Below are 17299 nucleotides of genomic sequence, written 5' to 3' on the forward strand. Positions count from 1 at the left end.
CGCTCAGGTCGCTGGATTGGCCTCGTCCTGTCCGGCCTCATCCAGCGTTTCCACGCTGCGCCCATGAAGGCGCCGCCAGATCCAGCGCAATGCATGCGGCGGTGCCGCAGGCAACTGCTCCAGCAGGGCCAGCATGCGGCTCTGGCTGGCATGCCCATGCCGGCACAACAGGCTGGCCGCTGCGGCCGCGCTGGCCAGGCGCAGGCTGTCGGCCAGCGGGCCCTCGGCCTCCGGCAACAGCGCCTGGTGCACCGGCTCGGGCAGCTCCCAGGCAGCCGCCACCCGTTGCGCCAGCGGCAACGACCACTGCTGAAGCAGCTGCAGTGCCAGCGCCGGCTCCACGGTTTCACCGCGTGCCTGGGCTTCCTGCAGCAGCTGGCGCATCACCAGCGCAGACCCCAGGCCCTGCACCAGGCCCAGCCACTGCGCGGCGAAGGCATCACCGAAGGTGACCGTGCGTGCGTGGTCTGCAGCCGCGCGCGAGGCCAGCAGTGCGTGCTCCCAGATGATCGTGCTGAACTGCGGAAACACCTCGCATTGCACCTGCATCACCGGCTGCACCAGCACCGCGCTGATGATCTGGCGCACCCCCTCGGTGCCGACGAGGGTCACCGCACGCTGCAGGCTTTCCACCGGGCGCTCGTGCACCTTGTACGCCGGGCTGTTGGCGATGCGCAGCAGGTTGCCGGTCAGCACCGGGTCCTGGCCGATGATCGCGGCCATCACCCGCGCTGAGGCGGCATCGTCGTTGACGGTCTGGATCAGCTGCGGCAGCAGTTGCGGGCGGCGCGGCAGCTGCCGGGTGGCCCAGTCGCGGTCCTGCAGCGCACGTGCCACCGCGTCCCCCAACGCCGGATCCTGTACCGGCGTCGGCTCACCGGCCAGTCTTGGGTACAGCGCCAACGCGTGCAGGCCGCGCTGCAGATGTGCAGCGATCTCCGCAGACGGCAGAGCTTCACCCTGCAGGCTCGCAGCCGCTGCCGCCACTGCCTGTCGCGATACAGCCGCCAAGCGGGACGGCGCGGCCCCGGTCGAGCGCGCCAGCCAGCCGCGCAGCGATCGCCACCAGGCCGCCGTCATCGCCGCCCGCCCTGTCGTTGTGGTGCCCGTGCCGTCACTGACTGCCCTGCCTCTTCACACGAATCCGGCCACCCGCCGTCGTCGCAGCATCGGCCGCACTTTCATCTTCTTTAACCGGAAGGCCGCCGATGTCGACGGCAGCGGCCGGGGGAATGGACTAGAATGGCGCCGCGCGACCGTCACCCTGCACCGACGACGTCGCTTTTTTTTGTTTTTGGGACCCTACCGTTCACTGGCCGTTCGCTGCAGTTCGCCGCTGTTCGCGCCATCGGAGACGCCATGCTATTCGAAACCCTCGCCACCACCGGCCACGAACAGGTGGTGTTCTGCCACAACCACGATGCCGGCCTGCAGGCGATCATCGCCATCCACAACACCACCCTGGGCCCGGCCCTGGGCGGCGTGCGCATGCGCCCCTATGCCAGCACCGACGAGGCGCTGGCCGACGTGCTGCGGCTGAGCCGGACGATGACCTACAAGAATGCGCTGGCCGGCCTCAACGTGGGCGGCGGCAAGGCGGTGATCATCGGCGACCCGAAGGTGGACAAGACCGAGGTGCTGTTCCGCGCCTTCGGCCGTTATGTCGACTCGCTGGGTGGGCGCTACATCACCGCCGAAGACGTGGGCACCGACGTCAACGACATGGAGAACATCTACCTGGAGAGCCAGTTCGTGACCGGCGTGCACCAGGTCCATGGCGGCTCCGGCGATCCCGCCCCGTTCACCGCCTACGGTGCGCTGCAGGCACTGATGGCATCGATGCGCTTCAAGTTCGGCCATGAGGAAGTGGGCAAGACCAGCATCGCCGTGCAGGGCCTGGGCCACATCGGCATGGAACTGGTGAAGCTGCTGCGCGACCGCGGCGCCAAGCTCTACGTCACCGACCTGGACAGCGCGCTGGTTGATCGCGCGGTCAGCGATTTCGGCGCCGAAGCGGTCAAGCCGGACGAGATCCACGAGGTAAACGCCGACGTGTTCGCGCCGTGCGCGCTGGAAGGTGCGATCAACGCCGACACCCTGCCGCGGATCAAGGCGAAGATCATCTGTGGCACCGCCAACAACCAGCTGTCGAGCCTGGAGATCGGCGACGAACTGCATGCGCGCGGCATCCTGTATGCGCCGGACTATGCGGTCAACGCCGGTGGCGTGATGAACGTGTCGCTGGAGATCGATGGCTACAACCGCGAACGCGCGATGCGCCTGATCCGCAGCATCTACCACAACCTCACCCGCATCTTCGAACTGTCGCAGCGCGAGAACATCGCACCGCAGCGTGCCGCCGACCGCATCGCCGAAAGCCGCATCCTGTCGATCGGCAAGCTGAAGATGCCGCTGGGCCGCAGCACCCCGCGCCTGGGTAACCTGCGCGGCGGTTGAGCCTGCCGATGTCGCGCCGGGACCATCGCCCCGGCGCGACCGATCACTCAGAACCCGGTGCTGTAGCGCAACGCCGCCTGGCGCGCGCCCTCGCCGCCCACGCGCTGGTCGAAGCCCAGGCTCAGGCGACCAGTGCGGCCCCACCACGATTCCAGCGCCACGCCGATCAGCGCACTGCCGTGCGGCGCGTTCCAGCCCGCCAGCGGCGCCCAGGCATCGACGCCGACGAAGCTGGCCTGCCAGTCCGCATCCGCACCATCAAGTCGTTGCTGCCATTCGGCATGCCCACGCAGCGTCCAACGCCCCCAGCCACGCTCGCCGCGGATGCCGGCCAGCATCTGGCTGCGCTGCACGCGATTGGCTTCACCCCGCAGGCCGAAGCCGAAACCGCCCAGCTCATTGAAGGCATCGGTATCCACACGCGTGGTGCTGGCGCCCAGATACGGCGTCAACGACGCCCCGGCGCGACCGAAGCGATAGCCGCCTTCGACGCTGGCACTGCTGAAGCGGCCGCCGTAGCGCGCAGACACGCCGTACGCGCCGGCGCCCAGCAGCAGCTGGCGGTCCAACGCGCGGGTGAACTGGCCACTTCCGACCTGGGCCAGTGCGTAGCCACGCCCCAGGTTCCAGCCGGCATACAGCTGCGCCTGCGCCTGGCGATCACGTCCGCGGTCACCACCGAAGCTGCTGCCACCGTTGCTGCGGGTCTCGCCAAAGGCCACACCCATCAGGCCGTTGCTGCCCAGCGGCAGGTCCTGGCCCGCCATCCACCCGTGACTGTCGGCGGCGTTGCCGGCAAAGCTGCCCTGCCCCGCTTCACCCAGCGCGCTCTGCCAGGTACCGCGCAGGCGCGGCGCGGCCTGCACGCGGTCGAAGCGCTCGGCAATCGCACGTCGTGACATGTCGATGCTGTCGAAGGTGGCCGCTTCAGCACGCGCATGCGCTTGACCGGACAGGCTCTGCAGGCTGGCGGCCAGACCGTCATTGCCACCGCCGGTCCATTGCAGGGCGCCGGCCGCTGCACCAAAGGCCGATCCCTGCAAGCCTGCGTTTTTGTCGAGCGCTGCGAATGCACCCTCCAGACGCTGCGCAGCGGCCTGCGCGGACGCCCCCAGGCCGCTGGCCGCGGCGGTGACGCTGACCTGGGTCAGGTTCAACCAGGCGTTGTTGCTGTCGTAGCCGTAGCTGCTCTGCAGCAGCGACAGGCCCTGCAGGCCACTGGAGGTAGCCGGCGTACTGAAAGTGCCACTGAGTCCGCCTGCCGCATGGATCAGGTCCTGTCGGCTGCCGTTCTGTGGCACGTAGCCGGAAACGAAGCCGTGCACGCGCACACCGCCGTCGATCGCAGCATTTCCGGTGACCTGCAGCGCATTGGCGCCGAGCGCGATCATCAGCTGGCCACCGGCCTGCTGGACGTAGTTGCCCTCGATCGTGCCTGTGGTGTTGCCACTGGTGAGGAATACGCTGCTGCCGTTGACCACATTGCCGATCACGCGGGGCGTGCCACCGTTGAACTGCAGGCCGGTCGAATCCGGATCGGGCTGGCCGAGGATGGTCACGTTGGAACGGATCACGCCACCGTTCTGCAGCGACAGGATGCCGCGTTCGATGCGGGTGGCACCGGTGTAGCTGTTGTTGCCGGCCAGCACCAGGGTGCCCCCGCCCTGCTTGACCAGGCCGCCGCTGCCGACGATATCGTTGCGCCACGCCGAGCCGGTCGAGGCCACGTCCACGTTGGCGACCACATCACCCCAGTCGAAGCGCCCCGGACCGTTGATCGCACGACCGATGTCGAGCAGGCCATAGCCGAACACCGGATCCACGCCCGGGGCGCCGATGTCCTTGGCGGTACCCAGCAGGGTCTGCCGGACCAGATCGTTGCCGAAGTACGGGAAGCGCTGCCAGACCAGGGCCGCCGCACCGGAAACCAGAGGCGCAGCGAAAGACGTGCCGTAGTTCCAGTAGTAGCTGCCACCATTGGCATCCGGGTAGACCGCGCTGCCCGGCGCCGCCAGGCAGTAGCGGGCCGCCTGCCCGCAGGCATTGGCATAGCCGGCCAGTGCGCCGGGCGTATACGGATCCACCGCCGTGGCCACCAGCCAGCCACGCTCCAGATCGGCTGCAGGCAGTGAACCGGCCACGCCCTTCTGGCTGGGCAACGCAGCCAGGCTGCTCGGCTCGCTGCGCCCATCATTGCCGGCGGCGAACACCACCAGGCCACCGTGATTGATCACGAACGGCCGGTATTCGGCAGCCACCTGCGCGGTGGTCGGCAGGTCGGTCCAGTACAGGCCGCCCCACGAGTTGTTCATCACCTTCACGTTGTAGTTGATCAGGTCCTGGTGGACCTGGGCCACGCCCAGCGGGCCGCTGAAGGCATTGCCGCGACCACTGCCGTCATCGGTCGGCGGCTTGTCGGAAATGATCCGTGCCGACACGATCTGCGCGCCCGGTGCGATGCCGCCCGGCCAGGACCCTACTGCCGCACCGGCGGCAAGGCTGGCGACGGCCGTGCCATGCCCGACCACGTCGTCGACACCCAGGTTGTTTTTGGCCGGGTCGATGTAATTGAGGTTGGCGACCACCCGCCCGTTCAAGGCCACCGCATTGCGCTGCACGCCCGAATCGACGATGCCGATGCGTACGCCCTGCCCGGTCAGGCCGGCAGCCTGTGCGGCACGCGCGTTGGTGACTGACAGATGCGCATCGAAGGCCGGCTCCTGCGGCTTGGCCGGCGGCGGCGTGGTGGGAGGCGGCGTGGTCGGTGGCACAGGCGTGGTCGGCGGCGGATCGACACGCACATTGCTGCCGCCCCCGCCTCCGCCGCCGCAGGCGGTCAGCGCCACGGCCAGCGCGGTTCCCAGGGCAGACCTCACCATCATCGTGCGTTCCATCGATTCCTTCCCATGTACGTTGTCCTGCCTTCATCCCGGCAGGCGTGCGGCCGCGCTCAGCGGCGGCCCTCCCCGACCCTCTATACTTGGGCCGACCCCCACGCAGTCTGCCGGGAAACCCGGGCACATCCAACGGCCCCCGGTCTCCTTTCCGAACATTGCTTACGCATCAACGAGATTGCCATGTCCAACATCGTCATCGCCGCCGCCAAGCGCACCGCCATCGGCTCCTTCCTCGGCCAGTTCAATGGCGTGCCGACCCCCACCCTTGGCGCGGCCGCCATCGCCGCCGCCCTGGAGCAGTCGGGTGTCCCGGCCAGCGACGTTTCTGAAGTCCTGATGGGCTGCGTGCTGCCGGCCAACCTCGGCCAGGCGCCGGCCCGCCAGGCGGCGATCGCCGCCGGCATCCCGCTGTCGACCGGTGCCACCACGCTGAACAAGGTGTGCGGCTCGGGCATGAAGACCATCATGCTTGGCCATGATCTGATCAAGGCCGGTTCGGCCCGCATCGTGGTTGCCGGCGGCATGGAATCGATGTCCAACGCCCCGCACATGCTGCCGAACTCGCGTACCGGCAACCGCTTCGGCAACTTCCAGGCGGTCGACCACATGGCCCACGACGGCCTGGTCAACGCCTACGATGGCAAGGCCATGGGCGAATTCGCCGAATGCGCCGTGGACAAGTACCAGTTCAGCCGCGAAGAGCAGGACGCCTACGCGATCGAATCGGTCAAGCGCGCGCAGGCCGCGCAGGCCAACGGCGCATTCGCCGACGAGATCGTCGCGGTCAAGGTCGCCACCCGCAAGGGTGAGGTCGAGGTCGCTACCGATGAACAGCCCGGCCGATCCGACATTGCCAAGATCCCGACCCTGCGCCCGGCCTTCAAGAAGGATGGCAGCGTCACCGCCGCCAGTTCCTCCAGCATCTCCGACGGCGCCGCTGCAGTGGTCCTGCTGACCGAGGAAGACGCGGCCGCGCGCGGCATCACCCCGCTGGCCCGCATCGTCGGCCACGCCACCCATTCGCAGGAGCCGGAGTGGTTCACCACCGCGCCGATCGGTGCGCTGCACACGCTGCTGGAGAAGACCGGCTGGTCGCTGGACCAGGTCGACCTGTTCGAAATCAACGAAGCCTTCGCCGTGGTGGCGATGGCGCCGATGCGCGAACTGGGCATCCCGCATGACAAGCTCAACGTGAATGGCGGCGCCTGCGCACTGGGCCATCCGATCGGTGCCTCCGGTGCGCGCCTGGTGGTGACGCTGGTCAACGCCCTGCGCACGCGCGGTGGCAAGCGCGGCATTGCCACCCTGTGCATCGGCGGTGGCGAAGCAACGGCTATCGCCATCGAATTGATTTAAATGGATTTAACGATGATTTCGCAAAAATGAATGCGGGATCGCTTGACACCCAATCTTGGCTTGTCATCATGTTGTCGGCGCGCAGCATGCGCGTTGCCTAATTCTAACGACGAGGATTTACACAATGAGCATCAACAAGCTGCTGGTCGCGATGTCCCTGGCTCTGGCCCTGGCCGCCTGCTCGAAGCAGGAAGCTGCCCAGGACGCCGCTGCTTCGGCCAACGAAGCCGCCACCGAAGCCCAGGCTGCTGCCGACCAGGCCGCCGCTGCTGGCGCCCAGACCGCCGACGCTGCCCAGCAGGCCGCTGACACCGCCGCCACCGCTGCTGACGCTTCGGTTGACGCTGCTGCCCAGGCTGGCGCTGCTGCCACCGACGCCGCTGCCGGCGCCGCTGCTGACGCTGCCAAGGCTGCTGAAGGCACCGCTGAGAAGGCCAAGGACGCTGCTGAAGAAGCCAAGAAGTAATAACTTCTTTCTTCACGCTGTTCTGGAAAAGCCGCTGGTTCGCCAGCGGCTTTTTCTTTTGTCGAATGCGCGCGACTGAGCCGCTGCATCGCGACTCCCTCTTCACAATGGCATGAATAGGCTGGCGTCCCCATCCATTGCAGTACCGGAGACCGCCATGAAGATTCGTCCGATCACCACCACCCTGCTGGCCGCCTCCCTGCTGCTGGCCCTGGCGGCCTGCAAGGGCCCCGAAGCCGAACAGGCCAAGCAGGACGCACAGCAGGCCGCCGACAGCGCGGGCGCTGCCGCCCGTGACGCCGTGGACAAGGCCGCTGAAGCCACCCGCAACGCTGCCGACAAGACCGCTGCCGCTTCCGAGCAGGCTGCCGCCGATACCCAGCAGGCGCTGGACAAGGCTGCAGACGCCACCGCCAACGCCGCCGACAAGGCCAAGGACGCCGCAACCGACGCTGCCGCACACGCCAGCGACGCGACCGCCAACGCGGCACAGAAGGTCGCCGACAAGGCCCGCGATGTCGCCAATGACGCCAAGGCCAATGCCGCCAAGGAAGAAGCCAAGCACTAAGCCCTACCGGCAGCCGAGCATCGACTCGGCGCTACAGGAAAAGCCGCGGCACTGCCGCGGCTTTTCTGCTTTTCGCTCTCTGCTTTTTCTGTTGATTCCGTGGTGGACGGCACGGAAATCGTCCAAGGCCGCGCGGGTGGGCTGCGCAGGGGTGTCCGCGGCATGGATGCCGCGGCCAAGCCCCCAAGGACGGGTTCACGGCGTCCCCTGCGCAACCCACTCGCGCGGCCACCGCCGATATCAGCGCCCACCACGAGGGGCTCCGCCGTTGGCCGCCCCTACGGCAGCGCGCGCGCCAGCATCGCCGTCAGCTCCAACCCCGCCGGCAGCGTCCCGAACGCCAGCCCATGCTCCCCCTCCAGCCGGCTGCGCACGAACGCCTCCGCCACCGGGCTGCGCGCACGCAACAGCAACGCGGCCTGCAGCAGCAGCGCAGTACGCTCGCAGAACAGCCGCGCCTGCGATTCTTCCGGTGGCGGCGCCGATGCCCAGCGCTGCAATGCCGATGCGTAGCGCGCGTCACGGTCTGCCACCGACGTCAGCTCATCGCGCAACGCCGCCATCGCCTCCGGTTCACGCGCCAGCGCACGCAGCACATCCAGGCACTGGATGTTGCCGCTGCCCTCCCAGATCGAATTCAACGGTGCCTGCCGGTAGAGGCGCGGCAGCATCGACTCCTCCACGTAACCCGCACCGCCCAGGCACTCCTGTGCTTCATTGACGAAGGCCGGCGCGCGCTTGCACAGCCAGTACTTGCCCAATGCCGTGCCCAGCCGCGCCATCGCCGCTTCGTTGGCATCCACACCGGCGCGATCCACCGCGCGTGCGATGCGCATCGCCAACACCGTGGCCGCTTCCGACTCCAGCGCCAGATCAGCCAGCACGTTGGTCATCAGCGGATGCTCGACCAGCAGCTTGCCGAAGGTGCGTCGATGGCGTGCGTGGTGCAGCGCCTGCGCCAGCGCCATGCGCATCTCCGCGGCTGCACCCAGCATGCAGTCCAGGCGGGTCATCATCACCATACCGATGATGGTGGCCACGCCGCGCCCCTCTTCGCCCACGCGCCATGCCTGTGCGCCACAGAACTCGACCTCGCTGGAGGCGTTGGCCCAATCGCCGAGCTTGTCCTTCAGCCGCATCAAACGGAACGCGTTGCGGTCGCCATCGGCCAGCCGGCGCGGCATCAACAGGCAGGTCAATCCGCCCGGTGCCTGTGCCAACACGAGGAAGCCGTCGCACATCGGAGCGGAGAAGAACCACTTGTGGCCCACCAGGCGATAGCGTTCGCCATCGATCGGTTCAGCACGCGTGCTGTTGGCACGCACGTCGGAACCACCCTGCTTCTCGGTCATGCCCATGCCCAGGGTGATGCCGGCCTTGTCCGTCACCGGCACATCGCGCGGGTCATAGACCGGCGCGGCGGCCTTGCGCGCCCACTCGGCCAGATGGGGCTGGGACTGCAGCACCGCCACGGCCGCATGGGTCATGGTCAAGGGGCAACTGGTGCCAGCTTCGGCCTGGTGATGCAGGTAGCTCAACGCCGCACGTGCCACGTGTGCGCCGGGCTGTGGCTCGTGCCAGGACAATCCAGCGACACCGTGCGACTTGGCCGTACCCATCAGCTGGTGATAGGCCGGATGGAACTCCACCGTATCGATGCGATGGCCCTGCGCATCATGCGTGCGCAGGCGCGGGCGATCACGGTTGGCGTCGAAGCCGATCCGGTACAGCTCATCCCCCGCCAGTGCGCCATAGACCGCCAGGCGCGGCGCGAAGCTGCCGGCCCCTTCGCGCTGCACGGCGTCCATCAACGCCACGTCGTCGGTCCACAGTTGTCGCCCTGCAAACGGCGGCGGCTGGTTCAGCACCACATGGGTTTCATACGGCGCATTGCTGCTGAAGCTGGGTCCACTCATCCGGTCCATCCTGGCGCCAAGAAGTCTGCGGCCCGATTGTGCCGCATCGCCTGCCAAGCCCGTGTTCAGGCCGGTTCTCACCCTCTGCACGAGACGCAGGCCACAGTGACCGCATGGCAGACAACGATGATCTGGTGGTGCTGCGCCCGGAGGGGCTGTACTGCGCCGCTGGCGATTTTCATATCGACCCGTGGCGACCGGTAGCGCGCGCGGTCATCACCCATGGTCACGGCGATCATGCGCGCCCGGGCATGGGCGAATACCACTGCAGCGACGGCAGCCTTCCAATCCTGCGCTGGCGCCTGGGTGATGTGCCGGTGCAGGCGCACGTCGAGGGCGTGCCGTTCCGCCTGGGGAAGGTGCAGGTATCGCTGCACCCTGCCGGCCACGTCCTCGGCTCTTCGCAGGTGCGCATCGACGACGGCCGGCAGGTCTGGGTAGCCTCGGGCGACTACAAGCGCCAGCCCGACCCGACCTGCGCGCCGTTCGAAGTGGTGCCCTGCGATACCTTCATCACCGAAGCCACCTTCGCCCTGCCCATCTACCGCTGGCCGGACACGCCGGCAGTGGCGGCCGAGATCGTGGCGTGGCGCCGCGAATGCGAACAACGCGGCGAGGCTGCGATCCTGCTGTGCTACGCGCTCGGCAAGGCACAACGCGTGCTTGCCGAGCTGCTGCCGCTGGACGACCGCCCGGCCTGGCTGCACGGTGCCATCGCCAATGGCGTCGCCGTCTACCGGCAAGCCGGCGTGCCGATGCTGGAGACACTCACCGTGGCCGAGCAGGGCCGCCAGCCTGATGCCGCCGGCCAGCTGATCCTCGCCCCGCCCTCGGCTGCGGGCACGCCCTGGATGCGCCGCTTCGGCCGCCACCAGCTGGGCTTCGCATCCGGCTGGATGCAGTTGCGCGGCAATCGGCGCCGCCGCAATGTCGATCGCGGTTTCGTCATTTCCGATCACGCCGATTGGCCAGCGCTGTTGCAGACCATCGAACAGACGGGTGCGCAGCGGGTGATCGCTACCCATGGCAATACCGATGCGTTGATTCCGTTCCTGCGCGAGCGCGGAGTGGCGGCCGAAGCCTTCCGTACCGATTTCGGGAGCGAGGAATGAAGGCCTTCGCCGCGCTTTACCAGCGCCTGGATCGCAGCACCGCGACGCTGGACAAGCGTGCAGCGCTGGTCGATTACTTCCGCCAGGCAGGTGCACACGACGCGGCATGGGCGCTGTACCTGCTCAGCGGTGGCAAGGTGGGCGGTGCACGCCGCAAGATCGCTGCCAGCGGTGAACTGCGCGCCTGGATTGCCGAGGAATCCGGCTTGCCCCCATGGTTGGTGGAAGACAGCTATGCGCAGGTAGGTGACCTGGCCGAAACGCTGACCCTGCTGCTGGATGATCCATCGCAGCCAGCCGTCGACCGCCCGCTGGCCGAATGGATCGAACAGCATCTGCTGGCGGTGGCCAATCAACCTGAAGAAGTGCGCCGTGCGGCGGTCGTCGCAGGCTGGCAGCAACTGTGCAGCGGCGAACGCCTGGTGTTCAACAAGCTGCTGACCGGTGCCCTGCGCGTAGGCGTTTCGCAGCGGCTGGTGCAGCAGGCGCTGGCCGAGTGGTCGGGCCTGGACATCGCACGCATCGCCCAGCGCATGCTCGGCGAGTGGGTACCCTCGCCCGGGCTGCTGGGCCAGCTGCTGTCGCCCGATGAGCTTCCGTTGGACTGCCAGCAACCCTACCCGTTCTTCCTCGCATCGCCACTGGAAGGTGAACCTGCCGAACGGCTCGGCCCGATCGATGATTGGCTGCTGGAATGGAAATGGGATGGCATCCGCCTGCAGCTGCTGCGCCGGCGTGGCGAAGTCGCATTGTGGTCACGCGGCGAAGAGCGGCTGGATGGCCGCTTCCCCGAAATCGAACAAGCGGCGATGGCGCTTCCCGATGGCTGCGTGCTGGACGGCGAGCTGCTGGCCTGGGACGAGGCCACCGGCCTGCCGCGTGCCTTCACCGCGCTGCAGACCCGCATCCAGCGCCGCAAACCCGGTGCAGCCACCCTGCGCAACACGCCGGTGCGCGTGCTCGCCTATGACCTGCTGGAACTCGATGGCGCGGACCTGCGCGAGCTCCCGTTGCAGGAACGGCGCATGCGGCTCACCGCGGTGATCGGTGCCCTGGATGATGCGCGGGTCCAGCTGTCGCCCGATGTTGCCGCCGGCGACTGGCCGCAGGCTGCAGCGATGCGCGAGGTGGCGCGCGAGCGCGGCGTGGAAGGGTTGATGCTGAAGCGACGTACGTCTCCTTACCAGGCCGGGCGGCGACGCGGCGACTGGTGGAAATGGAAGGTCGATCCACTCACCATCGATGCGGTGCTGCTGTACGCGCAGGCCGGCCACGGGCGACGCAGCACGCTGTACACCGACTACACCTTCGGCGTCTGGGACGGTGACACACTGGTGCCGGTGGCCAAGGCCTACTCGGGCCTGGACGACAAGGAGATCCTGGCACTCGATCGCTGGATCCGCGCCAATACCCGTGAGCGCTTTGGTCCGGTACGCAGCGTACGCGCCGAGCAGGTCTTCGAGCTGGGCTTCGAAGCGGTCAACCGCAGCAGCCGGCACAAGTCCGGCATCGCCGTGCGCTTTCCGCGCATCCTGCGTTGGCGCCACGACAAACCGGCCAGTGAAGCCGATCAACTGGCCAGCCTGCAGGCGCTGGCGCGATGACCCGCAGCCAGGCGCTGCGCCGGCTGGAAGACTGGTTTGCCGGTCGTGGCTGGCGTTCCCTGCCGTTCCAGCGCGCAATGTGGCGGCATTACCTTGCCGGTGAATCCGGGTTGCTGCACACGCCCACCGGCAGCGGCAAGACGCTGGCGATGTTTGGCGGCCCGCTGCTGCAGGCCATGATCGACCCAGCGCCTTCGCCCCGCCGCGCCAGTGCGGTGCGCCCGCTGCAGGTGCTATGGGTGACGCCTTTGCGCGCATTGGCAAGCGACACCGCACGCGCACTGCAGGCCGTGGTCGATGGATTGGGGCTGGGATGGCGGGTCGGCCTGCGCAGCGGTGACGCCAGCAGCCGCGAACGACGACAGGCGCGCGAAGGGCGCATCGACGTGCTGGTGACCACGCCGGAGTCGCTGGCACTGCTGTTGAGCTATCCGGATACGCTGCCGCGCATGCGCCAGCTGCGCTGCGTGGTGGTGGACGAATGGCATGAGCTGCTGGGCAACAAGCGCGGTGTCCTGCTGCAGTTGAATCTGGCCGTGCTACGCGATGCCACGCCTGCATTGCAGCTGTGGGGGCTGTCGGCAACGCTGGGCAATCTGGAAGAGGCGCGCGACGTGCTGCTGCCCGGACAGCCCGACGCGCCGATCGTGCAGGGCGTGCGCCCGCGCGCGATCAGCGTGCGCAGCCTGCTGCCTGACCCCGGCGAACGTTTCCGCTGGGCCGGGCATCTGGGCCTGGCGCAGCTGCCGCGGGTGCTGGACGCATTGATGCGGGCACGCAGCAGCCTGTTGTTCACCAACACCCGTGCGCAGGCAGAACTGTGGCATCAGGCACTGGCCGCGGTCTGGCCCGAGGACCAGGACACGCTTGCGCTGCACCACGGCTCGCTGGATCCGGCACTGCGCCAGCAGGTGGAAGACGGACTGCGAGCGGGCGCGCTGCGCTGCGTGGTGGCTACGTCCAGCCTCGACCTTGGCGTGGACTTCCCCGAGGTTGAACAGGTACTGCAGCTGGGCAGCCCGAAAGGCGTGGCGCGCCTGCGCCAACGCGCCGGACGTGCACGCCACCGCCCGGGTGCCAGCGGCGCCATCCTGTGCGTGCCCAGCCATGCGCTGGAACTGGCCGAGTACGCCGCGGTGCGCCGTGCCTTGGCCGAACGCGTGGTCGAAGCACGCAGGCCACTCACGCTGTCGCTGGATGTGCTGGCCCAGCATGCGGTCAGCCGCGCCCTGGCCGGTGGCTTCGACAGCGATGCGCTACTGGCGCAGGTACGGCGCACCCACGCCTTCGCATCGCTCGGCGAAGGTCAATGGCAGGCGGTACTGACCTTCATCGTGCAGGGCGGCCAGGCGCTGGCCCAGTACCCCGATTTCCACAAGGTCGTACGCGATGACGACGGCTGCTACCGCATGCATGATCGCCGCCAGGCACTGCGCCACCGGTTGTCGATCGGCACCATCAGCAGCGATGGCAGCGTGCGCGTGCAGTTCCTGCGCGGTGGTGGCCTGGGCGCCGTGGAGGAGCAGTTCGCCAGCCGGCTGCGCCGTGGTGATCGCTTCCAGTTCGCCGGGCGCCTGCTGGAACTGGTGCAGCTGCGCGAGATGACCGCCTTCGTGCGGCTGGCACGAGGGCGCGGTGAGGGTGTCGTGCCGCGATGGCAGGGAGGTCAGTTGCCGCTGTCGATGCCGCTCGGCCGCGAACTGGAGTGGGTCCTGTCCGGTGCCGACGACAGCGCGGAATCACGCTGGCTGGCTCCGCTGTTGGCTCTGCAGGAACAGGTGTCCGCACGCCCCGGGCCGGACCATCTGCTGGTTGAAGACGTGCGGCGGCGCGACGGCCAGTTCCTGTTCGTCTATCCGTTTGCCGGCCGCCACGTTCACGAGGCACTGGCCGCGCTGCTGGCGCTGCGGCTCACGCGCCGGCAGCGCAACAGCATCGGCTATGCAGTGAACGACCACGGCCTGGTGCTGGCCCCGGCGCAGACGGTCGATCTGGAGGCGCAGCAGTGGCGGGCGCTGTTCACTGCTGATCAACTGCTCGACGATCTGCGTGCGGCGGTGAACCTGGGCGAGCTGGCGCGACGCCAGTTCCGAGGCATCGCTCGCGTCGCCGGGCTGCTGGTTCCGAGCCTGCCCGGTGGCATGCCGCGTTCGCTGCGCCAGCTGCAGGCCTCGGCGGGCCTGCTGTACGACGTACTGCGCGAGCATGATCCCGACCATCTGCTGCTGGCCCTGGCCGAGCGCGAAGTACTGTACGACAGCCTGGACTTTCCCGGACTGCAGCAGGTACTGGAACGAATCGGCATGCGCTTGCTGTCGGTACAGCGCCCTTCATCACTCACACCACTGGGCTTCCCACTGTGGGCAGAGCGGCTGCGCGGGCAATTCAGCAACGAAGACTGGCGCAGCCGCGTGCAGCGCGCCGCACAACAGCTGGAACGCCGCCATGGCCGATGAACTGCCGCTGCTGCTGGCCGGCGAGCCGTTCATGCTGGTCGGCGCGCGCGCCATGTACTGGCCCGCACGGCAGGCACTGCTGATCGCCGACCTGCACCTGGGCAAGGCCGACGTGTTCCGCCGCGCCGGCATCGCGCTGCCCGCTGGCGGCACCCACACAGACCTGCAGCGCCTGCAGTCAGTGCTTGACGCGCACACCTGCCGCGAACTCTGGATCCTTGGCGACATCCTGCATGGGCCCGCACATCGCGCCGCGTGGTACCAGCAATGGTTGACATGGCGCGAGCGCAATGCCGCGCTGGACGTGCATGTACTGCGCGGCAATCACGACCGGCAGCTCCCGCATGCGCAGCTGCAGGTCCATATCCACGATGAGGTACGGCTGCAGGCGTTCCTGCTTCGCCATGAGCCGATTCCCGATGCAGCGTTGCACGTGATCGCCGGTCATCTGCATCCGCAGATCGCCTTGCCGCCGTTGCGGCGGCGCTTCCCTGCGTTCTGGCTGCGCGAGCGCATGACGATCCTGCCCGCATTCTCCGCGTTCACCGCTGGAATCACGCCCGTACCTGCCCACAGCGAGCGGATGATCGCCTGTGTGGAGGATGGCCTGGTGGAACTGCCCGTGCGGTGAATCAGGCTGGGCGGACGCTCAGCGCCGGCATCAGCCGGAAATCAGGCGCGTCATCGTCACGCCGCCGCGGCAGGGCCTGGATGGCCACCAGCATTTCCTGCGCACAGACCCGGATGCGTGCGTGATGCTCGGGCGATGCATGGCTGATCAGGCTGCCGACATGGAATTCGAATACGTCCTCCAGTACGTCGGGCTGGTCCTCGTGCAGCATCTGCAGCAGTCCGCGCAGCTTGCAGATTTCCGATTCCAGCTCCTCGACCGCGAACAACATGGCATCCTCCTCTTCAACATCAGCGGCGCGTCCGGGCCGCAGCAGGCCGCAACGGCGGCGCCACCCGGGCCACGCGCGATATCGATCACGGAAAGGAAAACGGGCGACGCGGCTGTCGCGTGCTCCCCTCTTCTCGCACATCTGCGGTGAGGCAACCGTTAATTCACGTGACGGCAGGCCTCACGCGCTGGCAGTTGCGCCGATGATGCGGGGCGGTTCGGCGGCCGTTGCCAACGCGTCGATGAAGGCCGGATCCAGTGCCAGCGAGCCGAACCAGCCATGCTGCGTGCCACTGAGAACGCGCAGCATGTGGCCACGACCACCAGGCAGGCGCCCCATCGGCCCGAGCAGTACATCACGCGCCTTTGCCCAGGCATCGCGGTCAGACTGGAACAGCGGCGTCAGCCAACGACTCCAGCGCTGGTACACCGCCACATGCGCGCGTCGCTGCACCTGGTAGGCCTGCAGTGCCACCGCACCGCCGCCATGGCTGCGCACGGCATCGCGCAGCGCCAGTGCATCGAGCAGCGCCATGTTCACCCCCTGCCCCAGCTGCGGGCTCATCGCGTGCGCGGCATCTCCGGCCAGTACCATGCGACCCTGATGCCAACGCGTCATCACTGCATCGCGATAGATCGCGCGCGCCATCTGGCCGGGGGCGCGCAGATGGGCGAAGCGCGGAGCGGCCTGCGGCCACAGCGTGTGCAGTTCCTCCAACCAGGCGGGCATGCCATCGCTCTGCCAACGCTCGAAGTCGGCACGTGGCAGGCTCCAGAAGAAGCTCAGGCGTGGCGTGTCATCACCGGGCCGCGTACCGACGGGCAGCAGGCCGATCATCTTGCGCGCAGCCACATAGCGTTGGCGCAGCTCCCGCACGTGTGGCCAGTCCTCGGCCGGCAGCAGGCACCACAACGCCCCCCACGGATACACACGGTCCAGCCCGGCACCGCCTGCGATGGTGCCGCGCAGCGTTGATGCAGCGCCATCGGCGACCACCACCAGATCGAACGGGCCGTGCATGCGCCCTTCGCTGTCGCGCAGGCGGCCCTGCTCGGCATCCACTGCGGCAATGGTGACGCCGGCATGCAGCTGGCCCGCCCCCGCACGCGCTTCGTCCAGCAGCGAGAACAAGGCCCCGCCCTGCATGCCAAGGCCGTGCAGGCGCGTATCCAGGCCGTCGTAGCGCATGTCCATCACTGCGCGTTCGCACGGCGTATCGCCATACAGGCGGTGCACCGGCGCGGCATGCGCGCGCACTGCATCAAGCAGGCCCATCTGCCACAGCACCTGCAGGCCGCTGGGTTGCAGCAGGAAGCCGGCGCCAACCGGTCCCGGCGTGGGCACGCGTTCGAAAATCTCCACCTCGTGGCCGTCACGGGTGAGCAGGATGGACACTGCCTGTCCAGCGGTGCCGTAGCCGATCACGGCAATACGCAGTCGTTCCGTCATGGCCGCATTGTGCCCGAGCAGGGTTGCGATGGAGAAGGGAGTCCGCACACGGCATCCACGCCTGGCGTGGATCTGCTGCCCCCCCCAAAAAAAAACCCCGCCGAAGCGGGGTTTTC

Annotated in this window: 13 protein-coding genes; 8 read left to right on the top strand and 5 right to left on the bottom strand. The window is 68.1% G+C overall.

The features are described from left to right. Positions 1–3: 3 nt before the first annotated feature. Positions 4–1080 carry an HDOD domain-containing protein gene (locus FQS62_RS16410; protein WP_088480909.1) on the bottom strand — a complete coding sequence of 359 codons (1077 nt, stop codon included), beginning with the start codon at positions 1078–1080 and terminating at the stop codon, positions 4–6. A 279-nt stretch (positions 1081–1359) separates the two neighbouring features. Here FQS62_RS16410 and FQS62_RS16415 point away from each other — a divergent pair, with 279 nt between their 5' ends. Further along, entirely contained in the window at positions 1360–2457 is a 1098-nt protein-coding gene (locus FQS62_RS16415; protein ID WP_049448108.1) for a Glu/Leu/Phe/Val dehydrogenase dimerization domain-containing protein, read from the top strand. 47 nt (positions 2458–2504) lie between these two features. Here the strand turns inward: FQS62_RS16415 and FQS62_RS16420 are convergent, their stop codons facing one another. Beyond that, positions 2505–5351: an autotransporter serine protease gene (locus FQS62_RS16420; RefSeq protein ID WP_100442822.1), complete on the bottom strand. Its 2847-nt coding sequence runs from the start codon at positions 5349–5351 to the stop codon at positions 2505–2507. 183 nt (positions 5352–5534) lie between these two features. On the opposite strand from FQS62_RS16420, the gene FQS62_RS16425 reads away from it, so the two are divergent. The 3 genes from FQS62_RS16425 (at position 5535) to FQS62_RS16435 (ending at position 7744) form a co-directional block, all read left to right on the top strand. Beyond that, entirely contained in the window at positions 5535–6710 is a 1176-nt protein-coding gene (locus FQS62_RS16425) for a thiolase family protein (protein WP_057499278.1), read from the top strand. Between the two features lie 124 nt (positions 6711–6834). Beyond that, on the top strand, positions 6835–7176 hold the full coding sequence (locus FQS62_RS16430; protein ID WP_004153024.1) for a hypothetical protein: 342 nt from the start codon (positions 6835–6837) through the stop codon (positions 7174–7176). Between the two features lie 157 nt (positions 7177–7333). After that, positions 7334–7744: a hypothetical protein gene (locus tag FQS62_RS16435; RefSeq protein WP_010482846.1), complete on the top strand. Its 411-nt coding sequence runs from the start codon at positions 7334–7336 to the stop codon at positions 7742–7744. 278 nt (positions 7745–8022) lie between these two features. On the opposite strand, the gene FQS62_RS16440 is transcribed toward FQS62_RS16435, so the two are convergent. Further along, entirely contained in the window at positions 8023–9660 is a 1638-nt protein-coding gene (locus tag FQS62_RS16440; RefSeq protein ID WP_049445159.1) for an acyl-CoA dehydrogenase family protein, read from the bottom strand. Between the two features lie 113 nt (positions 9661–9773). Between FQS62_RS16440 and FQS62_RS16445 the strand changes: the two genes are divergently transcribed. Genes FQS62_RS16445 through pdeM form a run of 4 tightly spaced genes read left to right on the top strand, consistent with a single transcriptional unit; the run spans position 9774 to position 15463 of the window. Then, positions 9774–10772 carry a ligase-associated DNA damage response exonuclease gene (locus FQS62_RS16445; RefSeq protein ID WP_049445161.1) on the top strand — a complete coding sequence of 333 codons (999 nt, stop codon included), beginning with the start codon at positions 9774–9776 and terminating at the stop codon, positions 10770–10772. Beyond that, positions 10769–12376: an ATP-dependent DNA ligase gene (locus tag FQS62_RS16450; RefSeq protein WP_208043724.1), complete on the top strand. Its 1608-nt coding sequence runs from the start codon at positions 10769–10771 to the stop codon at positions 12374–12376. Before FQS62_RS16445 ends, FQS62_RS16450 begins: the two co-directional genes overlap by 4 nt. Continuing rightward, positions 12373–14832 (top strand): ligase-associated DNA damage response DEXH box helicase, encoded by a 2460-nt coding sequence (locus FQS62_RS16455; RefSeq protein ID WP_208043723.1) that lies wholly within the window; start codon positions 12373–12375, stop codon positions 14830–14832. Before FQS62_RS16450 ends, FQS62_RS16455 begins: the two co-directional genes overlap by 4 nt. After that, positions 14822–15463 (top strand): ligase-associated DNA damage response endonuclease PdeM, encoded by a 642-nt coding sequence (gene pdeM / locus FQS62_RS16460; protein ID WP_208043722.1) that lies wholly within the window; start codon positions 14822–14824, stop codon positions 15461–15463. The genes FQS62_RS16455 and pdeM overlap by 11 nt, the downstream gene beginning before the upstream one ends. 1 nt (position 15464) lies before the next feature. Here the strand turns inward: pdeM and FQS62_RS16465 are convergent, their stop codons facing one another. Next, positions 15465–15734 carry a hypothetical protein gene (locus tag FQS62_RS16465; protein ID WP_154349465.1) on the bottom strand — a complete coding sequence of 90 codons (270 nt, stop codon included), beginning with the start codon at positions 15732–15734 and terminating at the stop codon, positions 15465–15467. A gap of 180 nt (positions 15735–15914) precedes the next feature. Further along, a complete protein-coding gene (locus FQS62_RS16470) occupies positions 15915–17183 on the bottom strand; it encodes an FAD-dependent oxidoreductase (protein WP_208043721.1) in 1269 nt (422 codons plus the stop codon). Between the last annotated feature and the right edge of the window lie 116 nt (positions 17184–17299).

This window comes from Stenotrophomonas sp. SBJS02, from assembly GCF_020428325.2.
Taxonomy (GTDB): Bacteria; Pseudomonadota; Gammaproteobacteria; order Xanthomonadales; family Xanthomonadaceae; genus Stenotrophomonas; species Stenotrophomonas africana.

Coding starts and splice junctions, on each gene's coding strand:
- FQS62_RS16410 (WP_088480909.1), bottom strand. CDS start 1,080: ATGACGGCGGCCTGGTGGCGATCGCTGCGCGGCTGGCTGGCGCGCTCG.
- FQS62_RS16415 (WP_049448108.1), top strand. CDS start 1,360: ATGCTATTCGAAACCCTCGCCACCACCGGCCACGAACAGGTGGTGTTC.
- FQS62_RS16420 (WP_100442822.1), bottom strand. CDS start 5,351: ATGGAACGCACGATGATGGTGAGGTCTGCCCTGGGAACCGCGCTGGCC.
- FQS62_RS16425 (WP_057499278.1), top strand. CDS start 5,535: ATGTCCAACATCGTCATCGCCGCCGCCAAGCGCACCGCCATCGGCTCC.
- FQS62_RS16430 (WP_004153024.1), top strand. CDS start 6,835: ATGAGCATCAACAAGCTGCTGGTCGCGATGTCCCTGGCTCTGGCCCTG.
- FQS62_RS16435 (WP_010482846.1), top strand. CDS start 7,334: ATGAAGATTCGTCCGATCACCACCACCCTGCTGGCCGCCTCCCTGCTG.
- FQS62_RS16440 (WP_049445159.1), bottom strand. CDS start 9,660: ATGAGTGGACCCAGCTTCAGCAGCAATGCGCCGTATGAAACCCATGTG.
- FQS62_RS16445 (WP_049445161.1), top strand. CDS start 9,774: ATGGCAGACAACGATGATCTGGTGGTGCTGCGCCCGGAGGGGCTGTAC.
- FQS62_RS16450 (WP_208043724.1), top strand. CDS start 10,769: ATGAAGGCCTTCGCCGCGCTTTACCAGCGCCTGGATCGCAGCACCGCG.
- FQS62_RS16455 (WP_208043723.1), top strand. CDS start 12,373: ATGACCCGCAGCCAGGCGCTGCGCCGGCTGGAAGACTGGTTTGCCGGT.
- pdeM (WP_208043722.1), top strand. CDS start 14,822: ATGGCCGATGAACTGCCGCTGCTGCTGGCCGGCGAGCCGTTCATGCTG.
- FQS62_RS16465 (WP_154349465.1), bottom strand. CDS start 15,734: ATGTTGTTCGCGGTCGAGGAGCTGGAATCGGAAATCTGCAAGCTGCGC.
- FQS62_RS16470 (WP_208043721.1), bottom strand. CDS start 17,183: ATGACGGAACGACTGCGTATTGCCGTGATCGGCTACGGCACCGCTGGA.